This window comes from Curtobacterium sp. MCBD17_032 (genome assembly GCF_003234855.1).
Taxonomy (GTDB): Bacteria; Actinomycetota; Actinomycetes; order Actinomycetales; family Microbacteriaceae; genus Curtobacterium.
In genome coordinates, this window is sequence record NZ_QKTO01000001.1 from 575,940 (window position 1) to 590,612 (window position 14,673).

Annotated in this window: 24 protein-coding genes; 23 read left to right on the forward strand and 1 reads right to left on the reverse strand. The window is 68.3% G+C overall.

Translation table 11 applies throughout. The annotated features are described in order from the left end of the window. The first annotated feature begins 1 nt into the window (after position 1). The 17 genes from rplV (at position 2) to map (ending at position 9,434) form a co-directional block, all read left to right on the forward strand. Positions 2 to 394, forward strand: a complete 393-nt coding sequence (gene rplV, locus DEI91_RS02840; protein WP_110903567.1) for a 50S ribosomal protein L22 — start codon at positions 2 to 4, stop codon at positions 392 to 394. Beyond that, positions 394 to 1,200, forward strand: coding sequence for a 30S ribosomal protein S3 (gene rpsC, locus DEI91_RS02845; RefSeq protein ID WP_110824242.1), 807 nt, complete (start codon positions 394 to 396; stop codon positions 1,198 to 1,200). The genes rplV and rpsC overlap by 1 nt, the downstream gene beginning before the upstream one ends. Positions 1,201 to 1,202: 2 nt before the next feature. Beyond that, entirely contained in the window at positions 1,203 to 1,622 is a 420-nt protein-coding gene (rplP, locus tag DEI91_RS02850) for a 50S ribosomal protein L16 (protein ID WP_111050812.1), read from the forward strand. Further along, positions 1,622 to 1,942 (forward strand): 50S ribosomal protein L29, encoded by a 321-nt coding sequence (rpmC, locus tag DEI91_RS02855; RefSeq protein WP_110824240.1) that lies wholly within the window; start codon positions 1,622 to 1,624, stop codon positions 1,940 to 1,942. The genes rplP and rpmC overlap by 1 nt, the downstream gene beginning before the upstream one ends. Beyond that, positions 1,942 to 2,226 (forward strand): 30S ribosomal protein S17, encoded by a 285-nt coding sequence (rpsQ, locus tag DEI91_RS02860; RefSeq protein ID WP_110824239.1) that lies wholly within the window; start codon positions 1,942 to 1,944, stop codon positions 2,224 to 2,226. The genes rpmC and rpsQ overlap by 1 nt, the downstream gene beginning before the upstream one ends. A 31-nt stretch (positions 2,227 to 2,257) precedes the next feature. Further along, on the forward strand, positions 2,258 to 2,626 hold the full coding sequence (gene rplN, locus DEI91_RS02865; protein WP_110824238.1) for a 50S ribosomal protein L14: 369 nt from the start codon (positions 2,258 to 2,260) through the stop codon (positions 2,624 to 2,626). 3 nt (positions 2,627 to 2,629) lie between these two features. Beyond that, positions 2,630 to 2,983 carry a 50S ribosomal protein L24 gene (gene rplX / locus DEI91_RS02870; RefSeq protein WP_111050813.1) on the forward strand — a complete coding sequence of 118 codons (354 nt, stop codon included), beginning with the start codon at positions 2,630 to 2,632 and terminating at the stop codon, positions 2,981 to 2,983. Beyond that, positions 2,983 to 3,573, forward strand: a complete 591-nt coding sequence (rplE, locus tag DEI91_RS02875) for a 50S ribosomal protein L5 (RefSeq protein ID WP_110824236.1) — start codon at positions 2,983 to 2,985, stop codon at positions 3,571 to 3,573. Before rplX ends, rplE begins: the two co-directional genes overlap by 1 nt. Positions 3,574 to 3,729: 156 nt before the next feature. Then, the gene (gene rpsH, locus DEI91_RS02880; RefSeq protein WP_110824235.1) at positions 3,730 to 4,128 is read left to right on the forward strand and encodes a 30S ribosomal protein S8; all 399 of its coding nucleotides are present in this window, start codon (positions 3,730 to 3,732) and stop codon (positions 4,126 to 4,128) included. Positions 4,129 to 4,134: 6 nt separating this feature from the next. Continuing rightward, entirely contained in the window at positions 4,135 to 4,671 is a 537-nt protein-coding gene (gene rplF / locus DEI91_RS02885; RefSeq protein ID WP_111050814.1) for a 50S ribosomal protein L6, read from the forward strand. A 2-nt stretch (positions 4,672 to 4,673) separates the two neighbouring features. Further along, the gene (rplR, locus tag DEI91_RS02890) at positions 4,674 to 5,051 is read left to right on the forward strand and encodes a 50S ribosomal protein L18 (protein WP_110824233.1); all 378 of its coding nucleotides are present in this window, start codon (positions 4,674 to 4,676) and stop codon (positions 5,049 to 5,051) included. Next, on the forward strand, positions 5,048 to 5,857 hold the full coding sequence (gene rpsE / locus DEI91_RS02895; RefSeq protein WP_375537661.1) for a 30S ribosomal protein S5: 810 nt from the start codon (positions 5,048 to 5,050) through the stop codon (positions 5,855 to 5,857). Before rplR ends, rpsE begins: the two co-directional genes overlap by 4 nt. After that, entirely contained in the window at positions 5,857 to 6,042 is a 186-nt protein-coding gene (gene rpmD / locus DEI91_RS02900; RefSeq protein WP_022906355.1) for a 50S ribosomal protein L30, read from the forward strand. The genes rpsE and rpmD overlap by 1 nt, the downstream gene beginning before the upstream one ends. Beyond that, positions 6,039 to 6,503 carry a 50S ribosomal protein L15 gene (gene rplO / locus DEI91_RS02905; RefSeq protein ID WP_110824232.1) on the forward strand — a complete coding sequence of 155 codons (465 nt, stop codon included), beginning with the start codon at positions 6,039 to 6,041 and terminating at the stop codon, positions 6,501 to 6,503. Before rpmD ends, rplO begins: the two co-directional genes overlap by 4 nt. 176 nt (positions 6,504 to 6,679) lie before the next feature. After that, a complete protein-coding gene (gene secY, locus DEI91_RS02910) occupies positions 6,680 to 8,002 on the forward strand; it encodes a preprotein translocase subunit SecY (RefSeq protein ID WP_110824231.1) in 1,323 nt (440 codons plus the stop codon). Next, positions 7,999 to 8,589 carry an adenylate kinase gene (locus DEI91_RS02915; RefSeq protein WP_111050815.1) on the forward strand — a complete coding sequence of 197 codons (591 nt, stop codon included), beginning with the start codon at positions 7,999 to 8,001 and terminating at the stop codon, positions 8,587 to 8,589. The genes secY and DEI91_RS02915 overlap by 4 nt, the downstream gene beginning before the upstream one ends. Positions 8,590 to 8,603: 14 nt before the next feature. After that, entirely contained in the window at positions 8,604 to 9,434 is an 831-nt protein-coding gene (gene map, locus DEI91_RS02920) for a type I methionyl aminopeptidase (RefSeq protein ID WP_258374263.1), read from the forward strand. Between the two features lie 386 nt (positions 9,435 to 9,820). Here map and DEI91_RS02925 read toward each other — a convergent pair whose 3' ends face one another. Further along, positions 9,821 to 11,107: an LCP family protein gene (locus tag DEI91_RS02925; protein WP_111050816.1), complete on the reverse strand. Its 1,287-nt coding sequence runs from the start codon at positions 11,105 to 11,107 to the stop codon at positions 9,821 to 9,823. A gap of 286 nt (positions 11,108 to 11,393) precedes the next feature. On the opposite strand from DEI91_RS02925, the gene infA reads away from it, so the two are divergent. The 6 genes from infA (at position 11,394) to rplQ (ending at position 14,621) form a co-directional block, all read left to right on the forward strand. Next, positions 11,394 to 11,615, forward strand: coding sequence for a translation initiation factor IF-1 (gene infA, locus DEI91_RS02930; RefSeq protein ID WP_017885509.1), 222 nt, complete (start codon positions 11,394 to 11,396; stop codon positions 11,613 to 11,615). A 70-nt stretch (positions 11,616 to 11,685) separates the two neighbouring features. After that, the gene (gene rpmJ, locus DEI91_RS02935) at positions 11,686 to 11,802 is read left to right on the forward strand and encodes a 50S ribosomal protein L36 (protein ID WP_022903266.1); all 117 of its coding nucleotides are present in this window, start codon (positions 11,686 to 11,688) and stop codon (positions 11,800 to 11,802) included. Between the two features lie 206 nt (positions 11,803 to 12,008). Beyond that, entirely contained in the window at positions 12,009 to 12,383 is a 375-nt protein-coding gene (gene rpsM, locus DEI91_RS02940; protein WP_110824228.1) for a 30S ribosomal protein S13, read from the forward strand. A gap of 9 nt (positions 12,384 to 12,392) precedes the next feature. After that, positions 12,393 to 12,791: a 30S ribosomal protein S11 gene (gene rpsK, locus DEI91_RS02945; protein ID WP_110824227.1), complete on the forward strand. Its 399-nt coding sequence runs from the start codon at positions 12,393 to 12,395 to the stop codon at positions 12,789 to 12,791. Positions 12,792 to 12,979: 188 nt separating this feature from the next. Next, positions 12,980 to 13,975 carry a DNA-directed RNA polymerase subunit alpha gene (locus tag DEI91_RS02950; RefSeq protein WP_110824226.1) on the forward strand — a complete coding sequence of 332 codons (996 nt, stop codon included), beginning with the start codon at positions 12,980 to 12,982 and terminating at the stop codon, positions 13,973 to 13,975. 64 nt (positions 13,976 to 14,039) lie between these two features. Beyond that, the gene (rplQ, locus tag DEI91_RS02955) at positions 14,040 to 14,621 is read left to right on the forward strand and encodes a 50S ribosomal protein L17 (RefSeq protein ID WP_111050817.1); all 582 of its coding nucleotides are present in this window, start codon (positions 14,040 to 14,042) and stop codon (positions 14,619 to 14,621) included. Positions 14,622 to 14,673: the final 52 nt, after the last annotated feature.

Here is a 14,673-nt window from a genome sequence, read left to right on the forward strand (position 1 = left end):
AATGGTGGAGTCGATCGCACGCGTGCGACACATCCGCGTCACGCCTCAGAAGGCCCGTCGCGTCATCCAGCTGATCCGCGGCAAGCAGGCCCACGAGGCGCTCGCCATCCTGAAGTTCGCCCCGCAGGGCGCTTCGGAGCCCGTGTACAAGCTGGTCGCTTCGGCGATCGCCAACGCACGTGTCAAGGCGGACTCGACGAACAGCTTCCTCGACGAGCGCGACCTCTACGTGAGCAGCGTCTTCGTCGACGAGGGCACGACCCTGAAGCGGTTCCAGCCGCGTGCTCAGGGCCGCGCCTTCCGCATCAACAAGCGCACGAGCCACATCACGGTCGTCCTCGCGACGCCGGATGAGGCCGAGGCCGCCGCGACGAGCAAGAAGGCGAGCAAGTAATGGGCCAGAAGGTCAACCCGTACGGCTTCCGTCTCGGGATCACGACGGACCACATCTCCCACTGGTTCGCCGACAGCACGAAGAAGGGTCAGCGCTACGCCGACTTCGTGGCCGAGGACGTCAAGATCCGTCAGTTCCTGACGAAGACCCTCGACCGCGCGGGCGTCGCCCGCATCGAGCTGGAGCGCACCCGTGACCGCGTCCGCGTGGACATCCACACCGCGCGTCCCGGCATCGTCATCGGTCGCCGCGGCGCCGAGGCGGAGCGCATCCGGAGCGAGCTCGAGAAGCTCACCAAGAAGCAGATCCAGCTCAACATCCTCGAGGTCAAGAACCCCGAGACCGAGGCCCAGCTCGTCGCGCAGGGCATCGCCGAGCAGCTCTCCGCTCGTGTCGCGTTCCGTCGCGCCATGCGCAAGGGCCTGCAGGGTGCACAGCGCGCCGGCGCCAAGGGTGTCCGCATCCAGGTGTCGGGCCGTCTCGGCGGCGCCGAGATGTCCCGCTCGGAGTTCTACCGCGAGGGCCGCGTGCCCCTGCACACCCTCCGCGCGAACATCGACTACGGCTTCTACGAGGCCCGGACCACGTTCGGCCGCATCGGCGTGAAGGTCTGGATCTACAAGGGCGACATCACGAACAAGGAGCTCGCTCGCGAGCAGGCGAACCAGCGTTCGTCCCGCCCGGAGCGTCGTGGCGGCGACCGTCGTGGCGGCGGCCCCCGTGGCGACCGCAACGAGCGCGGTGGCGACCGTCGCGAGCAGCAGGCCCCGCAGGACGCGCCGGCCGGCGCAGGAGTTGAGGCGTAACCATGCTTATCCCCCGTCGAGTCAAGCACCGCAAGCAGCACCACCCGAAGCGTTCGGGTCAGGCGACCGGTGGCACCAAGGTCTCCTTCGGTGAGTACGGAATCCAGGCGCTCACCCCGGCCTACGTGACCAACCGTCAGATCGAGTCCGCTCGTATCGCCATGACGCGTCACATCAAGCGTGGCGGCAAGGTGTGGATCAACATCTACCCGGACCGCCCGCTCACCAAGAAGCCGGCTGAGACCCGAATGGGTTCCGGTAAGGGTTCGCCCGAGTGGTGGGTCGCGAACGTCAAGCCGGGTCGTGTGCTCTTCGAGCTCGCCGGCGTCAGCGACGAGATCGCCCGCGAGGCATTGACCCGTGCAATCCACAAGCTGCCCCTCAAGGCACGCATCATCAAGCGCGAGGAGGGCGACGCATAATGGCGATCGGTTCCAAGGAGCTCCGTCCCACTGAGCTCGACACCTTCGAGAACGAGCGTCTCGCTGACGAGCTGAAGAAGGCCAAGGAGGAGCTGTTCAACCTCCGCTTCCAGTCGGCCACCGGCCAGCTGGAGAGCCACGGCCGTCTCCGTGCCGTCAAGCGCGACATCGCGCGCATCTACACCGTGCTCCGCGAGCGCGAGCTGGGCATCCGTGCCACGCCCGCCCCCGTCGAGACCGCCCCGAAGGCCAAGAAGTCGTCGAAGAAGGCCGAGAAGCCGGCTGAGTCGACCGAGGCCGAGACCGCCGAGGAGAACTGATGGCGACCGAAGAGAAGGACTCCGCAGCCCTCACCCGCGGCTACCGGAAGACGCGTCGTGGCTACGTCACGAGCGACAAGATGGACAAGACGATCGTCGTCGAGGTCGAGGACCGCGTGAAGCACCCCCTCTACGGCAAGGTCATCCGTCGCACGTCGAAGGTCAAGGCCCACGACGAGCTCGGTACCGCCGGCATCGGCGACCTGGTCGTCATCAGCGAGACCCGTCCCCTCAGCGCCACGAAGCGCTGGCGCCTGGTCGAGATCCTCGAGAAGGCCAAGTAGGCCTCGGCCCGCTTCGGAATAGGAGACAGCAGTGATTCAGCAGGAATCCCGCCTGAAGGTCGCCGACAACACGGGTGCCAAGGAGATCTTGACCATCCGCGTGCTCGGTGGCTCGGGTCGTCGCTACGCCGGTCTCGGTGACGTCATCGTCGCCACGGTGAAGGACGCCATCCCCGGCGGCAACGTGAAGAAGGGTGACGTCGTCAAGGCGGTCATCGTTCGCACCAAGAAGGAGACCCGTCGTCCCGACGGCTCCTACATCAAGTTCGACGAGAACGCGGCAGTGATCCTCAAGGCTGACGGCGACCCGCGCGGTACCCGTATCTTCGGGCCGATCGGTCGCGAGCTCCGTGACAAGAAGTTCATGAAGATCATCTCGCTCGCGCCGGAGGTGCTGTAAGCCATGGCGAACATCAAGAAGGGTGACCTGGTCCAGGTCATCACGGGTGCCACGCAGGAGCGTGGCGGCGACCGAGGCAAGCAGGGCAAGGTCATCGAGGTCCGCGGCGACCGCCTGGTCGTCGAGGGCATCAACTTCGTGACCAAGCACGTCCGCGTCGGTCAGACCCAGCGCGGTTCGAAGACCGGTGGCATCGAGCAGCACGAAGCCCCGATCCACGTGTCGAACGTCGCGATCGTCGACCCGAAGACCAAGACGCCGACCCGCGTCGGTCACCGCAACGAAGAAGTGGAGAAGGACGGCGTCACGAAGACCGTCCGCGTCCGCTACGCCAAGAAGTCTGGTGAGAAGCTCTGATGACCGACACGACTGCCGCGACTGCTGAGAAAGTTCAGCCGCGCCTCAAGCAGAAGTACCGCAACGAGATCAAGGCGGCGCTGACCGAGCAGTTCGGTTACGCGAACGTCAACCAGGTCCCCGGCCTGGTCAAGGTCGTCGTCAACACCGGTGTCGGTGAGGCCGCGCGCGACTCGAAGATCATCGAGGGCGCCATCAAGGACCTCACGGCGATCACCGGTCAGAAGCCGCAGGTCACGCTGGCCCGCAAGTCCATCGCGCAGTTCAAGCTGCGCGAGGGCCAGGCCATCGGCGCGCACGTCACCCTCCGCGGTGACCGCGCGTGGGAGTTCCTGGACCGCCTGCTGTCGCTCGCGCTCCCGCGCATCCGCGACTTCCGCGGCCTGAGCGACCGCCAGTTCGACGGCAACGGCAACTACACCTTCGGTCTCTCGGAGCAGAGCGTGTTCCACGAGATCGACCAGGACCGCATCGACCGCGTGCGTGGGTTCGACATCACCGTCGTGACCACCGCGAAGACGGACGACGAAGGCCGCGCGCTGCTCCGCCAGCTCGGCTTCCCGTTCCGTTCTGCCGAGCAGACGGTCTAAGCTACTCCGGGCGGTGCGGGCCGGAGGAGATTGCTCCTCCGGCCCGCTCGCACGAAGTCACACCGATCCCGGGGAACCGCCCTGGGATCACCTCGATCGTCGAGGTCGGCACTCGTGGAACGGGTGTCGAAACCGGACGAAGAACGGAAACGCATCATGACGATGACCGATCCGGTCGCAGACATGCTGACCAGATTGCGGAACGCGAACTCGGCGCACCACGACGCCGTCTCGCTTCCGAGCTCCAAGCTCAAGCAGACCATCGCTGACATCCTCAAGCGCGAGGGCTACATCAGCGAGTGGAAGGTCGAGGACGCCCGCGTCGGGCAGACCCTCACCATCGACCTCAAGTACGGCCCCGATCGCGAGCGTTCGATCGCCGGCATCAAGCGCGTCTCGAAGCCGGGCCTCCGCGTCTACGCGAAGTCGACCGAGATCCCCCGGGTCCTCGGTGGCCTCGGCGTGGCGATCCTGTCGACCTCCTCGGGGCTCCTGACCGACCGCGAAGCCGAGCAGAAGGGCGTGGGTGGGGAAGTCCTCGCCTACGTTTGGTGATCGATCATGTCTCGTATCGGACGTCTCCCCATCGACATCCCGGCCGGAGCGACCGTCTCGGTCGACGGCCAGAACGTCGCCGTCAAGGGCCCGAAGGGCGAGCTCACGCTCGTCATCGCTGAGCCCATCCAGGCCAAGGTCGAGGACAACCAGGTCCTCGTCAGCCGCCCGGACGACGAGCGTTCCTCCCGCGCGCTGCACGGCCTGACGCGCTCGCTCATCGCGAACCAGATCATCGGCGTCACCCAGGGCTACTCCAAGGGCCTCGAGGTCGTCGGGACCGGTTACCGCGTGGCAGCCAAGGGCAGCGACCTCGAGTTCGCGCTCGGGTACTCCCACCCGATCACGGTCAACCCGCCGGCGGGCATCAGCTTCGCCGTCGAGGGCAACAACAAGGTCACCGTGAACGGCATCGACAAGCAGCTTGTCGGTGAGGTCGCGGCCAACATCCGCAAGCTGCGCAAGCCCGAGCCCTACAAGGGCAAGGGTGTTCGCTACGCCGGCGAGATCGTGCGCCGCAAGGCCGGAAAGTCAGGTAAGTGATCATGGCCATCGGAACTCGTACTCGAGGCAAGAGCAAGGCGGCTGCCAAGGCGCGTCGCCACAACCGTCTCCGGAAGAAGATCACCGGGACCGAGACCCGTCCCCGTCTCGCCGTCACCCGTTCGTCACGTCACGTGTTCGTCCAGGTCATCGACGACGCCAAGGGTCACACCCTCGCCAGCGCATCGACGATGGAGGCCGACCTCCGCTCGTTCGACGGCGACAAGACCGCCAAGGCCCGTCGCGTCGGCGAACTCGTCGCCGAGCGCGCGAAGTCGGCTGGCGTCGAGGCCGTGGTCTTCGACCGCGGCGGTAGCAAGTACGCCGGTCGCGTCGCCGCGATCGCCGATGGTGCCCGTGAAGGAGGGCTGAACCTGTGAGCGACATCGCGAACACCAACGACGCCGAGGCCACGACCGAGGTCGAGACGACCGACGCCGAGACCACCGCGACCGAGGCGAAGGCCCCGGCTGCGAAGGAGGCCGACGTCCCGGTCGTCGAGCGTCCCGTCGAGACCGCTGCGGGTTCGGCTTCGAACAACCGCGACTCCGTGGACAACCGTGGCCGCCGTGGTGGCGGCAGCGGTGGCGGGCGTGACCGTCAGCAGGGTGGCCGTGGTGGCAACGACCGCAACGGTCGCGGCGGCGACAGCCAGTTCCTCGAGCGCGTCGTCACCATCAACCGCGTCTCCAAGGTCGTCAAGGGTGGTCGTCGCTTCAGCTTCACCGCGCTCGTCGTCGTCGGTGACGGCAACGGTCTGGTGGGCGTCGGCTACGGCAAGGCCCGCGAGGTCCCGACCGCCATCTCGAAGGGCGTCGAGGAGGCGAAGAAGAACTTCTTCCGCGTCCCGCGTGTCGGCAACACGATCCCGCACCCGGTGCAGGGTGAGGCTGCCGCTGGCGTCGTCCTCCTGCGTCCGGCCGCTGCCGGTACCGGTGTCATCGCCGGTGGTCCGGTCCGCGCCGTGCTCGAGTGCGCCGGCATCCACGACGTCCTGAGCAAGTCGCTCGGTTCGTCCAACACCATCAACATCGTGCACGCGACCGTGACGGCGCTCAAGCAGCTCGAAGAGCCGCGTGCCGTCGCCAGCCGTCGTGGTCTGCCCGTCGACCACGTCGTCCCGGCCCGTCTGCTGCACGCCGAGGCGGCCGCACGCACGGCTGCGAACGAGAAGGCAGGTGCGTGATGGCGATGCTGAAGATCACGCAGACGAAGTCCGTCATCAGCGAGAAGCAGTACCAGCGCGACACGCTCCGCAGCCTGGGTCTCAAGCGCATCGGCCGTACGGTCCTGCGTGAGGACAACGCCCAGAACCGCGGGTACGTCGCCACGGTGGCGCACCTCGTGAAGGTCGAGGAGGTCGACGCATGAGCGACGAGAAGAACGAGCGCGTCCAGATCCTGAAGGTCCACCACCTTCGTCCGGCAGCGGGGTCCAAGAAGGACCGCACCCGCGTCGGTCGTGGTGAGGGTTCGAAGGGCAAGACCGCCGGCCGTGGCACCAAGGGCCAGAAGGCCCGGTACCAGGTCAAGGTCGGCTTCGAGGGTGGGCAGATGCCGCTGCACATGCGCACTCCGAAGCTCCGCGGGTTCAAGAACCCGTTCCGCGTCGAGTACCAGCCCGTGAACCTGGACAAGATCGCGGAGCTCTACCCGAACGGTGGCGACGTCACCGTTGCGGACCTGGTCGCCAAGGGCGCCGTCCGCAAGAACGAGAAGGTCAAGGTTCTCGGTCAGGGTGACATCAGCGTGGCGATCACGGTCACGGTCGACAAGGTCTCGGCATCCGCCGAGGAGAAGATCGTGGCGGCGGGCGGCACCGTCACCAAGTAGTCCCCGTCGGCGGCCCGCGCATTGCGCGCGGGCCGCCGTTACGGTTTCCTTGATGGCAGGCTCGGAACACGGCGTCGTTCGACGTGCGTTCCCGGGCCACGGGGTCGGCGCTTCCGGCCACGGGCGTCCTCGCCCGGCTCGACCGGTCAACCGGTCACAGAAGTTCGGAGTAACTCGTGTTCAGAGCGGTCGCGCGCATCATGCGCACCCCAGATCTTCGGAAGAAGATCGGCTTCACCCTCGCGATCATCGCGCTGTTCCGCCTCGGCTCGTACATCCCGGCACCGTTCGTGGACTACGCCAGCGTGCAGGCCTGCCTGGCGTCCGCGTCGTCCTCCGGCGGCCTGTACGACCTGATCAACCTGTTCTCCGGCGGCGCGCTCCTGAAGCTCTCGGTCTTCGCGCTCGGGATCATGCCGTACATCACGTCGTCGATCATCGTGCAGCTCCTGCGCGTGGTGATCCCGCACTTCGACTCGCTCTACAAGGAGGGTCAGTCCGGTCAGGCGAAGCTGACCCAGTACACGCGCTACCTCACCATCGCGCTGGGCGTGCTGCAGTCCACCACCCTGATCACCGTCGCCCGCTCGGGTGCCCTCTTCGGCACGAGCGCCTCGGCCTCCTGCACGTCGATCATCTCGAACGACAGCTGGTACGCGATCCTCCTGATGGTCATCACCCTGACCGCGGGCACCGGCCTGATCATGTGGATGGGCGAGCTCGTCACCGAGCGCGGCATCGGCAACGGCATGTCGCTGCTCATCTTCACCTCGATCGCCGCGCAGTTCCCGTCGGCGCTCTGGGCCATCGAGCAGTCGCAGTCCTTCGAGCTCTTCCTCTTCGTCATCCTGGTCGGCCTGGTCATCATGATGGCCGTCGTGTTCGTCGAGCAGTCGCAGCGGCGCATCCCGGTTCAGTACGCCAAGCGCATGGTCGGGCGCCGCACCTACGGCGGCAACAACACGTACATCCCGATCAAGGTGAACATGGCCGGCGTCGTGCCCGTCATCTTCGCGTCCTCGCTGCTGTACCTGCCGGCGCTGATCGCACAGTTCAACCAGCCCTCGGACGGCAGCGCGCCTGCGCCGTGGGTGACCTGGATCCAGAGCAACCTGACGTCGGGTGACAACTGGTTCTACATGGTCCTGTACTTCCTGCTCATCGTCGGGTTCACGTACTTCTACGTCGCGATCACCTTCAACCCCGAAGAGGTCGCCGACAACATGAAGAAGTACGGCGGGTTCATCCCGGGCATCCGTGCCGGGCGTCCGACGGCCGAGTACCTCGACTACGTCCTCACCCGGGTGACGCTGCCCGGTGCGCTGTACCTCGGTCTCATCGCGCTCATCCCGCTCGCAGCACTGGCGCTGTTCGGGGCGAACCAGAACTTCCCGTTCGGCGGCGCCAGCATCCTGATCATCGTGGGTGTCGGTCTCGAGACCGTGAAGCAGATCGACTCGCAGCTGCAGCAACGTCACTACGAAGGGCTCCTCCGTTGAGCGCACGCCTCATCATCGTCGGACCTCCCGGAGCCGGGAAGGGCACCCAGGCCGGTCGGATCGCCTCGGCCCTCGGGATCCCCGCGATCTCCACGGGTGACATCTTCCGCAAGAACGTCGCGGACGGCACGCCGCTCGGTCAGCGCGCGAAGGCCCTCATGGACGCCGGCGAGTACGTGCCGGACGACCTCACGAACGAGCTGGTCCGGGACCGTCTCTCCGAGCCCGACGCCGAGAACGGGTTCCTGCTCGACGGCTACCCACGCACCACCGCGCAGGTCGAGTACCTCGACGGGCTCCTCGCCGAGCAGGGCACGGCGGTCGACCTCGTGGTGCAGCTCGTCGCCGAGCAGGACGCGCTCGTGGCACGCCTGCTCAAGCGCGCGGGGGAACAGGGTCGCGCCGACGACACCGAGGAGACGATCCGTCGTCGCCAGCAGGTGTACCAGGAGCAGACCGCCCCGATCGTCGCCGTCTACCAGGAGCGTGGCCTCGTCGCCGACGTCGACGGCCTCGGTGCCGTCGACGAGGTCGGGGACCGCATCGCGGAGGCCCTGGCGGCTCGCGGTCTCACGGCCACGGTCTGACCGGGGTCGTCTCCGTGCGTCGGCGGAAGCCCTCCATCTACAAGTCGCCCGACGAACTGCGAGCGATGGTGCGCCCCGGCCTCCTGACCGCGCAGGCGCTCGACGCCGTCCGCGCCGCGGTCCGGGCCGGGACCACCACGGCCGAGCTCGACGCGATCGCCGAGCGGACCATCCGTGACGGTGGCGGCATCCCGAACTTCCAGCTCGTGCCCGGGTACCGGCACACGCTCTGCGTGTCCGTGAACGACGAGATCGTGCACGGCATCCCCGGCGCGCGGGTGCTGCAGGCCGGCGACATCGTGTCGGTCGACGCCGGGGCCGAGGTCGACGGCTGGAACGGTGACAGCGCCTTCACGGTGGTGGTCCCCGGCGGCGACCCCGCGGTGGCCGCTGCACGACAGAAGCTGTCTGACACGACCGAACGTGCGCTCTGGCACGGCATCGCGGCGCTCGCGCACGCGGAGCACCTGCACGAGGTCGGAGCGGCCGTCGAGGACGCCATCGACGAGACCGGTGCGTGGGGGATCGTCGAGGACTTCACGGGACACGGCATCGGCCGATCGATGCACGAGGAGCCGCCGGTCTTCAACTACCGCGTCCGTGGCGCCGGCCCCGCGGTGCAACCCGGCCTCGCGATCGCCATCGAGCCGATGGTGACCGCCGGCACGATCGACAGTTCGACGGACGCCGACGGGTGGACCGTGCGGACGCTCGACGGATCCGACGCGGCACACTGGGAGCACAGCGTCGCGGTACACGCCGACGGCATCTGGGTCCTGACGGCGGCCGACGGCGGTGCCGCCTCGCTCGCACCGCTCGGTGTCACGCCCGTCCCGGTCCCGTAGCGCGGCAGCGGGGCAGCGCGGTCTCCGCCTGCCCGTGGCCGGGGGACGCGGCTCCTGACCGCGTTCGGCAAGGGGGAGCGGAACGCGGGGACCCGCCGGCCGCGCCCGGCTCGTGGCGCGCGGCCCGCGCCCCATGCCATGGGCCCATGCCGTGGGCCCATGGCCCTGGCCCTGGCCCTGGCCCTGGGCCTGGGCCTGCGGCCTGCTGCCAGCGTCGCCGACGTGGGTCGGCCGTCAGCGTCCTCTGTCGTGGGAGCCGCAACCCCGTGCGGAGTCGGCCCACGCACAGCGGCGGGGCCGTCGTCATCGCGTGGCGGGCCTCCAGGCCGGCGTCGTCGGGAGCGCAGCGTGATGCGCCCGACCGTGGCCGACGCTCGTGCTGTCCCTCAGTTCCCGACGGAACAGGTCTGCTCGGCCGCGCTCTGTCCGGTGATCGAGGACGGCAGCGGCGTCGAGGACGGGCTGCTCGTGGTGGTCGTCGGGCCGTCCGGTGTCGCGGACGCGCTCGGCGCGGCGGTCGGGGCGTCGGACGGGTCGGCGGGCGCGGACGACGGGCTCGCGGACGGCGTCGGATCGACCTGCTCGGTCGACTCCTGCGAGGCGCGGCCGGTCGACGAATCGCTGAGCGACGTGCGCTCGTCCGTCTGCAGTGCGACGTTGAGGGTGTGGGCCGCCGCCTCGTCGACGACGACGCGTGCCGCGTCCGCGGGGTCGTCGACCACGGGGTACTGCACGAAGAGCATGCTCGAGGTGCTCATCCCGCGCAGGGTCGAGGCGAGCCCGACCAGGGTCCGTGTCTGGGCGAGGCCGTCCGAGAGCGTCATGTTGGACAGCGCCGCGCCCGCGAGCTTGTAGAGGGTGATCGGGTTCGACAGCGTGCCGTCGGCGGTGACCTGCCGGAGGAGCGCTGAGAGGAAGACCTGCTGCGAGCTGATGCGGGCGAGGTCGCTGCCGTCTCCGACGCCGTGACGCGAGCGGAGGAAGGCGAGGGCGTCCGACCCCTGCAGGGAGTGTGCGCCCGCGGCCAGGTGCAGCCCGGTGAAGGTGTCGTCGATGGGGGTGGCGACGCAGACGTCGACGCCGCCGAGGGCGTTCGACATCTCGATCACGCCGTCGAACGTGATGAGTCCGGCGTAGGGCACGGTGAGGCCCGTGAGGTTCTCCACCGTGTCGACGACACAGGAGACGCCGCCGTTGCCGAGCGCCGTGTTGAACTGCGCCGAGTCGGCGGCGGGGTAGGTCGTCCCGGTCTCGGGGTTGGTGCACTCGGGGATCGGCACCATCAGGTCGCGGGGGAAGCTGACCGCGGTGAGCTGCTGGTGGTCCTCGGAGACGTGCACGAGCATCGTCACGTCGTTGCGGGCGCCCTCGACGTCCTCGTCGGAGTCGAACTGCCCGACCCGGGTGTCGCTGCCGATGAGCAGGATGTTCGCGCCGCCGTCGATCGCTGTGACGTCGGCGGTCTCCGCGGTGCTCTGGTCGTCGGTGCTGAGCTGTACCGTCTGCGGAGCGGCGGCGAGCTGGGCGAAGGAGATGGCGGCGACGCTCGTGCCGCTGACGAGGAGGACCGCGGCGGCGGACGCGACGACGGACAGGACGGTCGTCCACCCGCGGCGGCGGGGGAGTCGACCGTGGCGTGCGACGGGGCGCGCGCGGCCGGGGGCGTCGGGCACGGGGGTCTCCTTCGATGACTGCTCCCGTCACCGTACGGGTCCGGGCCCGGTTCCGGCATCGCCCGGGCTGTGGAGAAGCTGTCGAAGCGCCGATCTCCGCGCGGATCCGGCCGGTCCGTCCCCTGCACTGGGGTGCCCGTGCCGGTCCGACATGCGGGCGCACTTGGCAATCCGCGGTCTACCACATAAGATCGATCTTTGGTGTGCCATGCCCTCTGGCGTGGCGCCCGACCCGCAGACCGGCTCGGGGATCACACCGGTAATCCAACCAAGCGACAGTGAGGCTATGGCCAAGAAAGACGGCGTCATCGAGATCGAGGGCTCGGTGCTCGAAGCTCTGCCCAACGCGATGTTCCGCGTTGAGCTGACCAACGGACACAAGGTCCTCGCGCACATCTCCGGGAAGATGCGCCAGCACTACATCCGCATCCTCCCCGAGGACCGCGTGATCGTGGAGCTGAGCCCGTACGACCTGACCCGCGGCCGGATCGTCTACCGCTACAAGTGATCCGCGAGCTGGAAAGGAACGGCCCGGCGAACCCGCCGAGCACGAAGCCAGCGAGCACGAGGAACGAACAATGAAGGTCAACCCCAGCGTCAAGCCCATCTGCGAGCACTGCCGAGTGATCCGCCGGAAGGGCCGCGTCATGGTGATCTGCAAGAGCAACCCGCGTCACAAGCAGCGCCAGGGCTAGTCCCTGTCGGGCTCCTCCGGGAGTCCGCTGCGTGAGCGGGGCCGCCGGTCGACAGGCCGCCTGCGGCTCGAGCACGAACCACAACTGAAGATCGACAACGCAGTACCAGAACCCACCCGCTCCGGCAGGTGGGGGACACCTCGGGACGGAGGCCCGGGCACCGGTACTGCGCCACACCTCCATCGACAACAGGAGCAGCCAACACAATGGCACGTCTAGCAGGCGTCGACATCCCGCGCGAGAAGCGCGTGGAGATCGCACTCACCTACATCTACGGGGTCGGCCGTACCCGCGCCGTCCAGACGCTCGCGGAGACCGGCATCTCCGGCGACATCCGCGTCAAGGACCTCACCGACGACCAGCTCGTCGCCCTCCGCGACTACATCGAGGGCACCTTCAAGGTGGAGGGTGACCTCCGCCGCGAGGTCGCCGCCGACATCCGCCGCAAGGTCGAGATCGGTAGCTACGAGGGTCTCCGCCACCGTCGTGGTCTCCCGGTGCGCGGTCAGCGCACCAAGACCAACGCTCGTACCCGCAAGGGCCCGAAGCGCACCGTGGCAGGCAAGAAGAAGGCTCGATAGGAGATCACGATGGCTACCCCCAAGACCGCCGCGCGCAAGCCGCGCCGCAAGGAGAAGAAGAACGTCGCCGTGGGCCAGGCCCACATCAAGAGCACGTTCAACAACACCATCGTCAGCATCACCGACCCGTCGGGTGCCGTCCTGAGCTGGGCGTCCTCGGGCGCCGTCGGCTTCAAGGGCTCGCGCAAGTCGACGCCGTTCGCGGCGCAGCTCGCCGCCGAGTCGGCCGCCCGTCAGGCCGCCGAGCACGGTGTCAAGAAGGTCGACGTCTTCGTCAAGGGCCCGGGCTCGGGTCGCGAGACCGCGATCCGTTCCCTGCAGGCCGCTGGCCTCGAGGTCGGCTCGATCAACGACGTCACGCCGCAGGCGCACAACGGGTGCCGCCCGCCGAAGCGCCGCCGCGTCTGACGCGAGGAGCAACCGGCCGTTCCCCGCTCGTTCCCTGACCGGGACGAGCGGGGTCGGCCATTCCTGGTCGTTCGATCGCGCACTCCTGTGCGCGTGATCACAACTGAAACAGACCCGTCGGGGCCCGGCCGGCCCCGTCGTACCGCCAAGTGTCATATAGCGGACACTTCGCCGAAAGGAATTCCACAGTGCTCATTGCACAGCGCCCCACCCTGAACGAGGAGTCGATCTCCGAGTTCCGCTCGCGCTTCGTCATCGAACCGCTCGAGCCGGGCTTCGGCTACACCCTCGGCAACTCGCTGCGCCGCACGCTCCTCTCGTCCATCCCCGGTGCTGCCGTCACGAGCATCCGCATCGACGGTGTCCTCCACGAGTTCAGCACCGTTCCCGGTGTCAAGGAGGACGTCACCGAGATCATCCTGAACATCAAGAGCCTGGTCGTCTCCAGCGAGCACGACGAACCGATCACCGCCTACCTGCGCAAGCAGGGTGCGGGCCAGGTCACCGCGGCGGACATCTCCGCCCCGGCCGGTGTCGAGATCCACAACCCGGACCTCGTCATCGCGACCCTGAACGACTCCGCGCGTTTCGAGCTGGAGCTGACGATCGAGCGTGGCCGCGGCTACGTCTCGGCGACCCAGAACCGCTCGGAGTTCAGCGAGGCCGGTCAGATCCCGATCGACTCGATCTACTCGCCCGTGCTCAAGGTCACCTACCGCGTCGAGGCGACGCGTGCCGGTGAGCGCACGGACTTCGACCGCCTGGTCGTCGACGTCGAGTCGAAGCCCGCGATCACGCCGCGCGACGCCATCGCGTCGGCCGGTCGCACGCTGGTCGAGCTGTTCGGGCTCGCCCGCGAGCTCAACACGGCGGCCGAGGGCATCGAGATCGGCCCCGCGCCGGTCGACGCCGTGCTCTCGAACGAGCTGCAGACCCCGATCGAGGACCTCGACCTGTCGGTCCGCAGCTACAACTGCCTCAAGCGGGAGGGCATCAACACGGTGTCCGAGCTCGTCGCCCTGTCGGAGACGCAGCTCATGAACATCCGCAACTTCGGTCAGAAGTCGGTGGACGAGGTCAAGGACAAGCTCACCGAGCTCGGCCTGTCCCTCAAGGACACCGTCCCCGGATTCGACGGTGCCCACTTCTACAGCGGGTACGACGAGGACGAGTCCAGCAACTGACCTCGCGCTGACGCGCACGCGCTCCTGACACGGGGCGCACCACCATCACCACTGGAGAACTGACATGCCGAAGCCCACCAAGGGCCCCCGCCTCGGTGGCGGTCCCGCACACGAGCGCCTGCTCCTGAGCAACCTCGCCAACGCCCTCTTCACGCACGGTCGCATCACGACGACCGAGACGAAGGCCAAGCGCCTCCGTCCGGTCGCCGAGCGGCTCATCACGTTCGCGAAGCGCGGCGACCTGCACGCGCGTCGTCGCGTGATCGCGGCCCTGCGCGACAAGACCGTCGTGCACACGCTGTTCACGGAGATCGCGCCGCAGGTGGCCGACCGCCAGGGCGGTTACACCCGCATCACGAAGCTCGGCTTCCGCAAGGGCGACAACGCGCCGCTCGCCTCGATCGAGCTCGTCCTCGAGCCCGTCTCGAGCTCGCCGGCACCCGTCTCGCGCAACGCGGCCCCGGCCGCCGCCGCGCCGGCAGCCGAGGACACCACGTCGGAGGAGACCACGGAGGCCCCGGTCGAGGAGACCGAGACCACCGAGGAGTCGACCCCGGTCGCCGACGAGACCACGACCGACGCTGCTGCCGAGGTCGAGGCCGACGCCGCCGCCAAGTCGGACGACGCTGCGGACGCGTCCAAGTAGTCGCACCGCACCACCGGAAGGCCCCTGCAGCGTCTGCTGCGGGGGCCTTCCT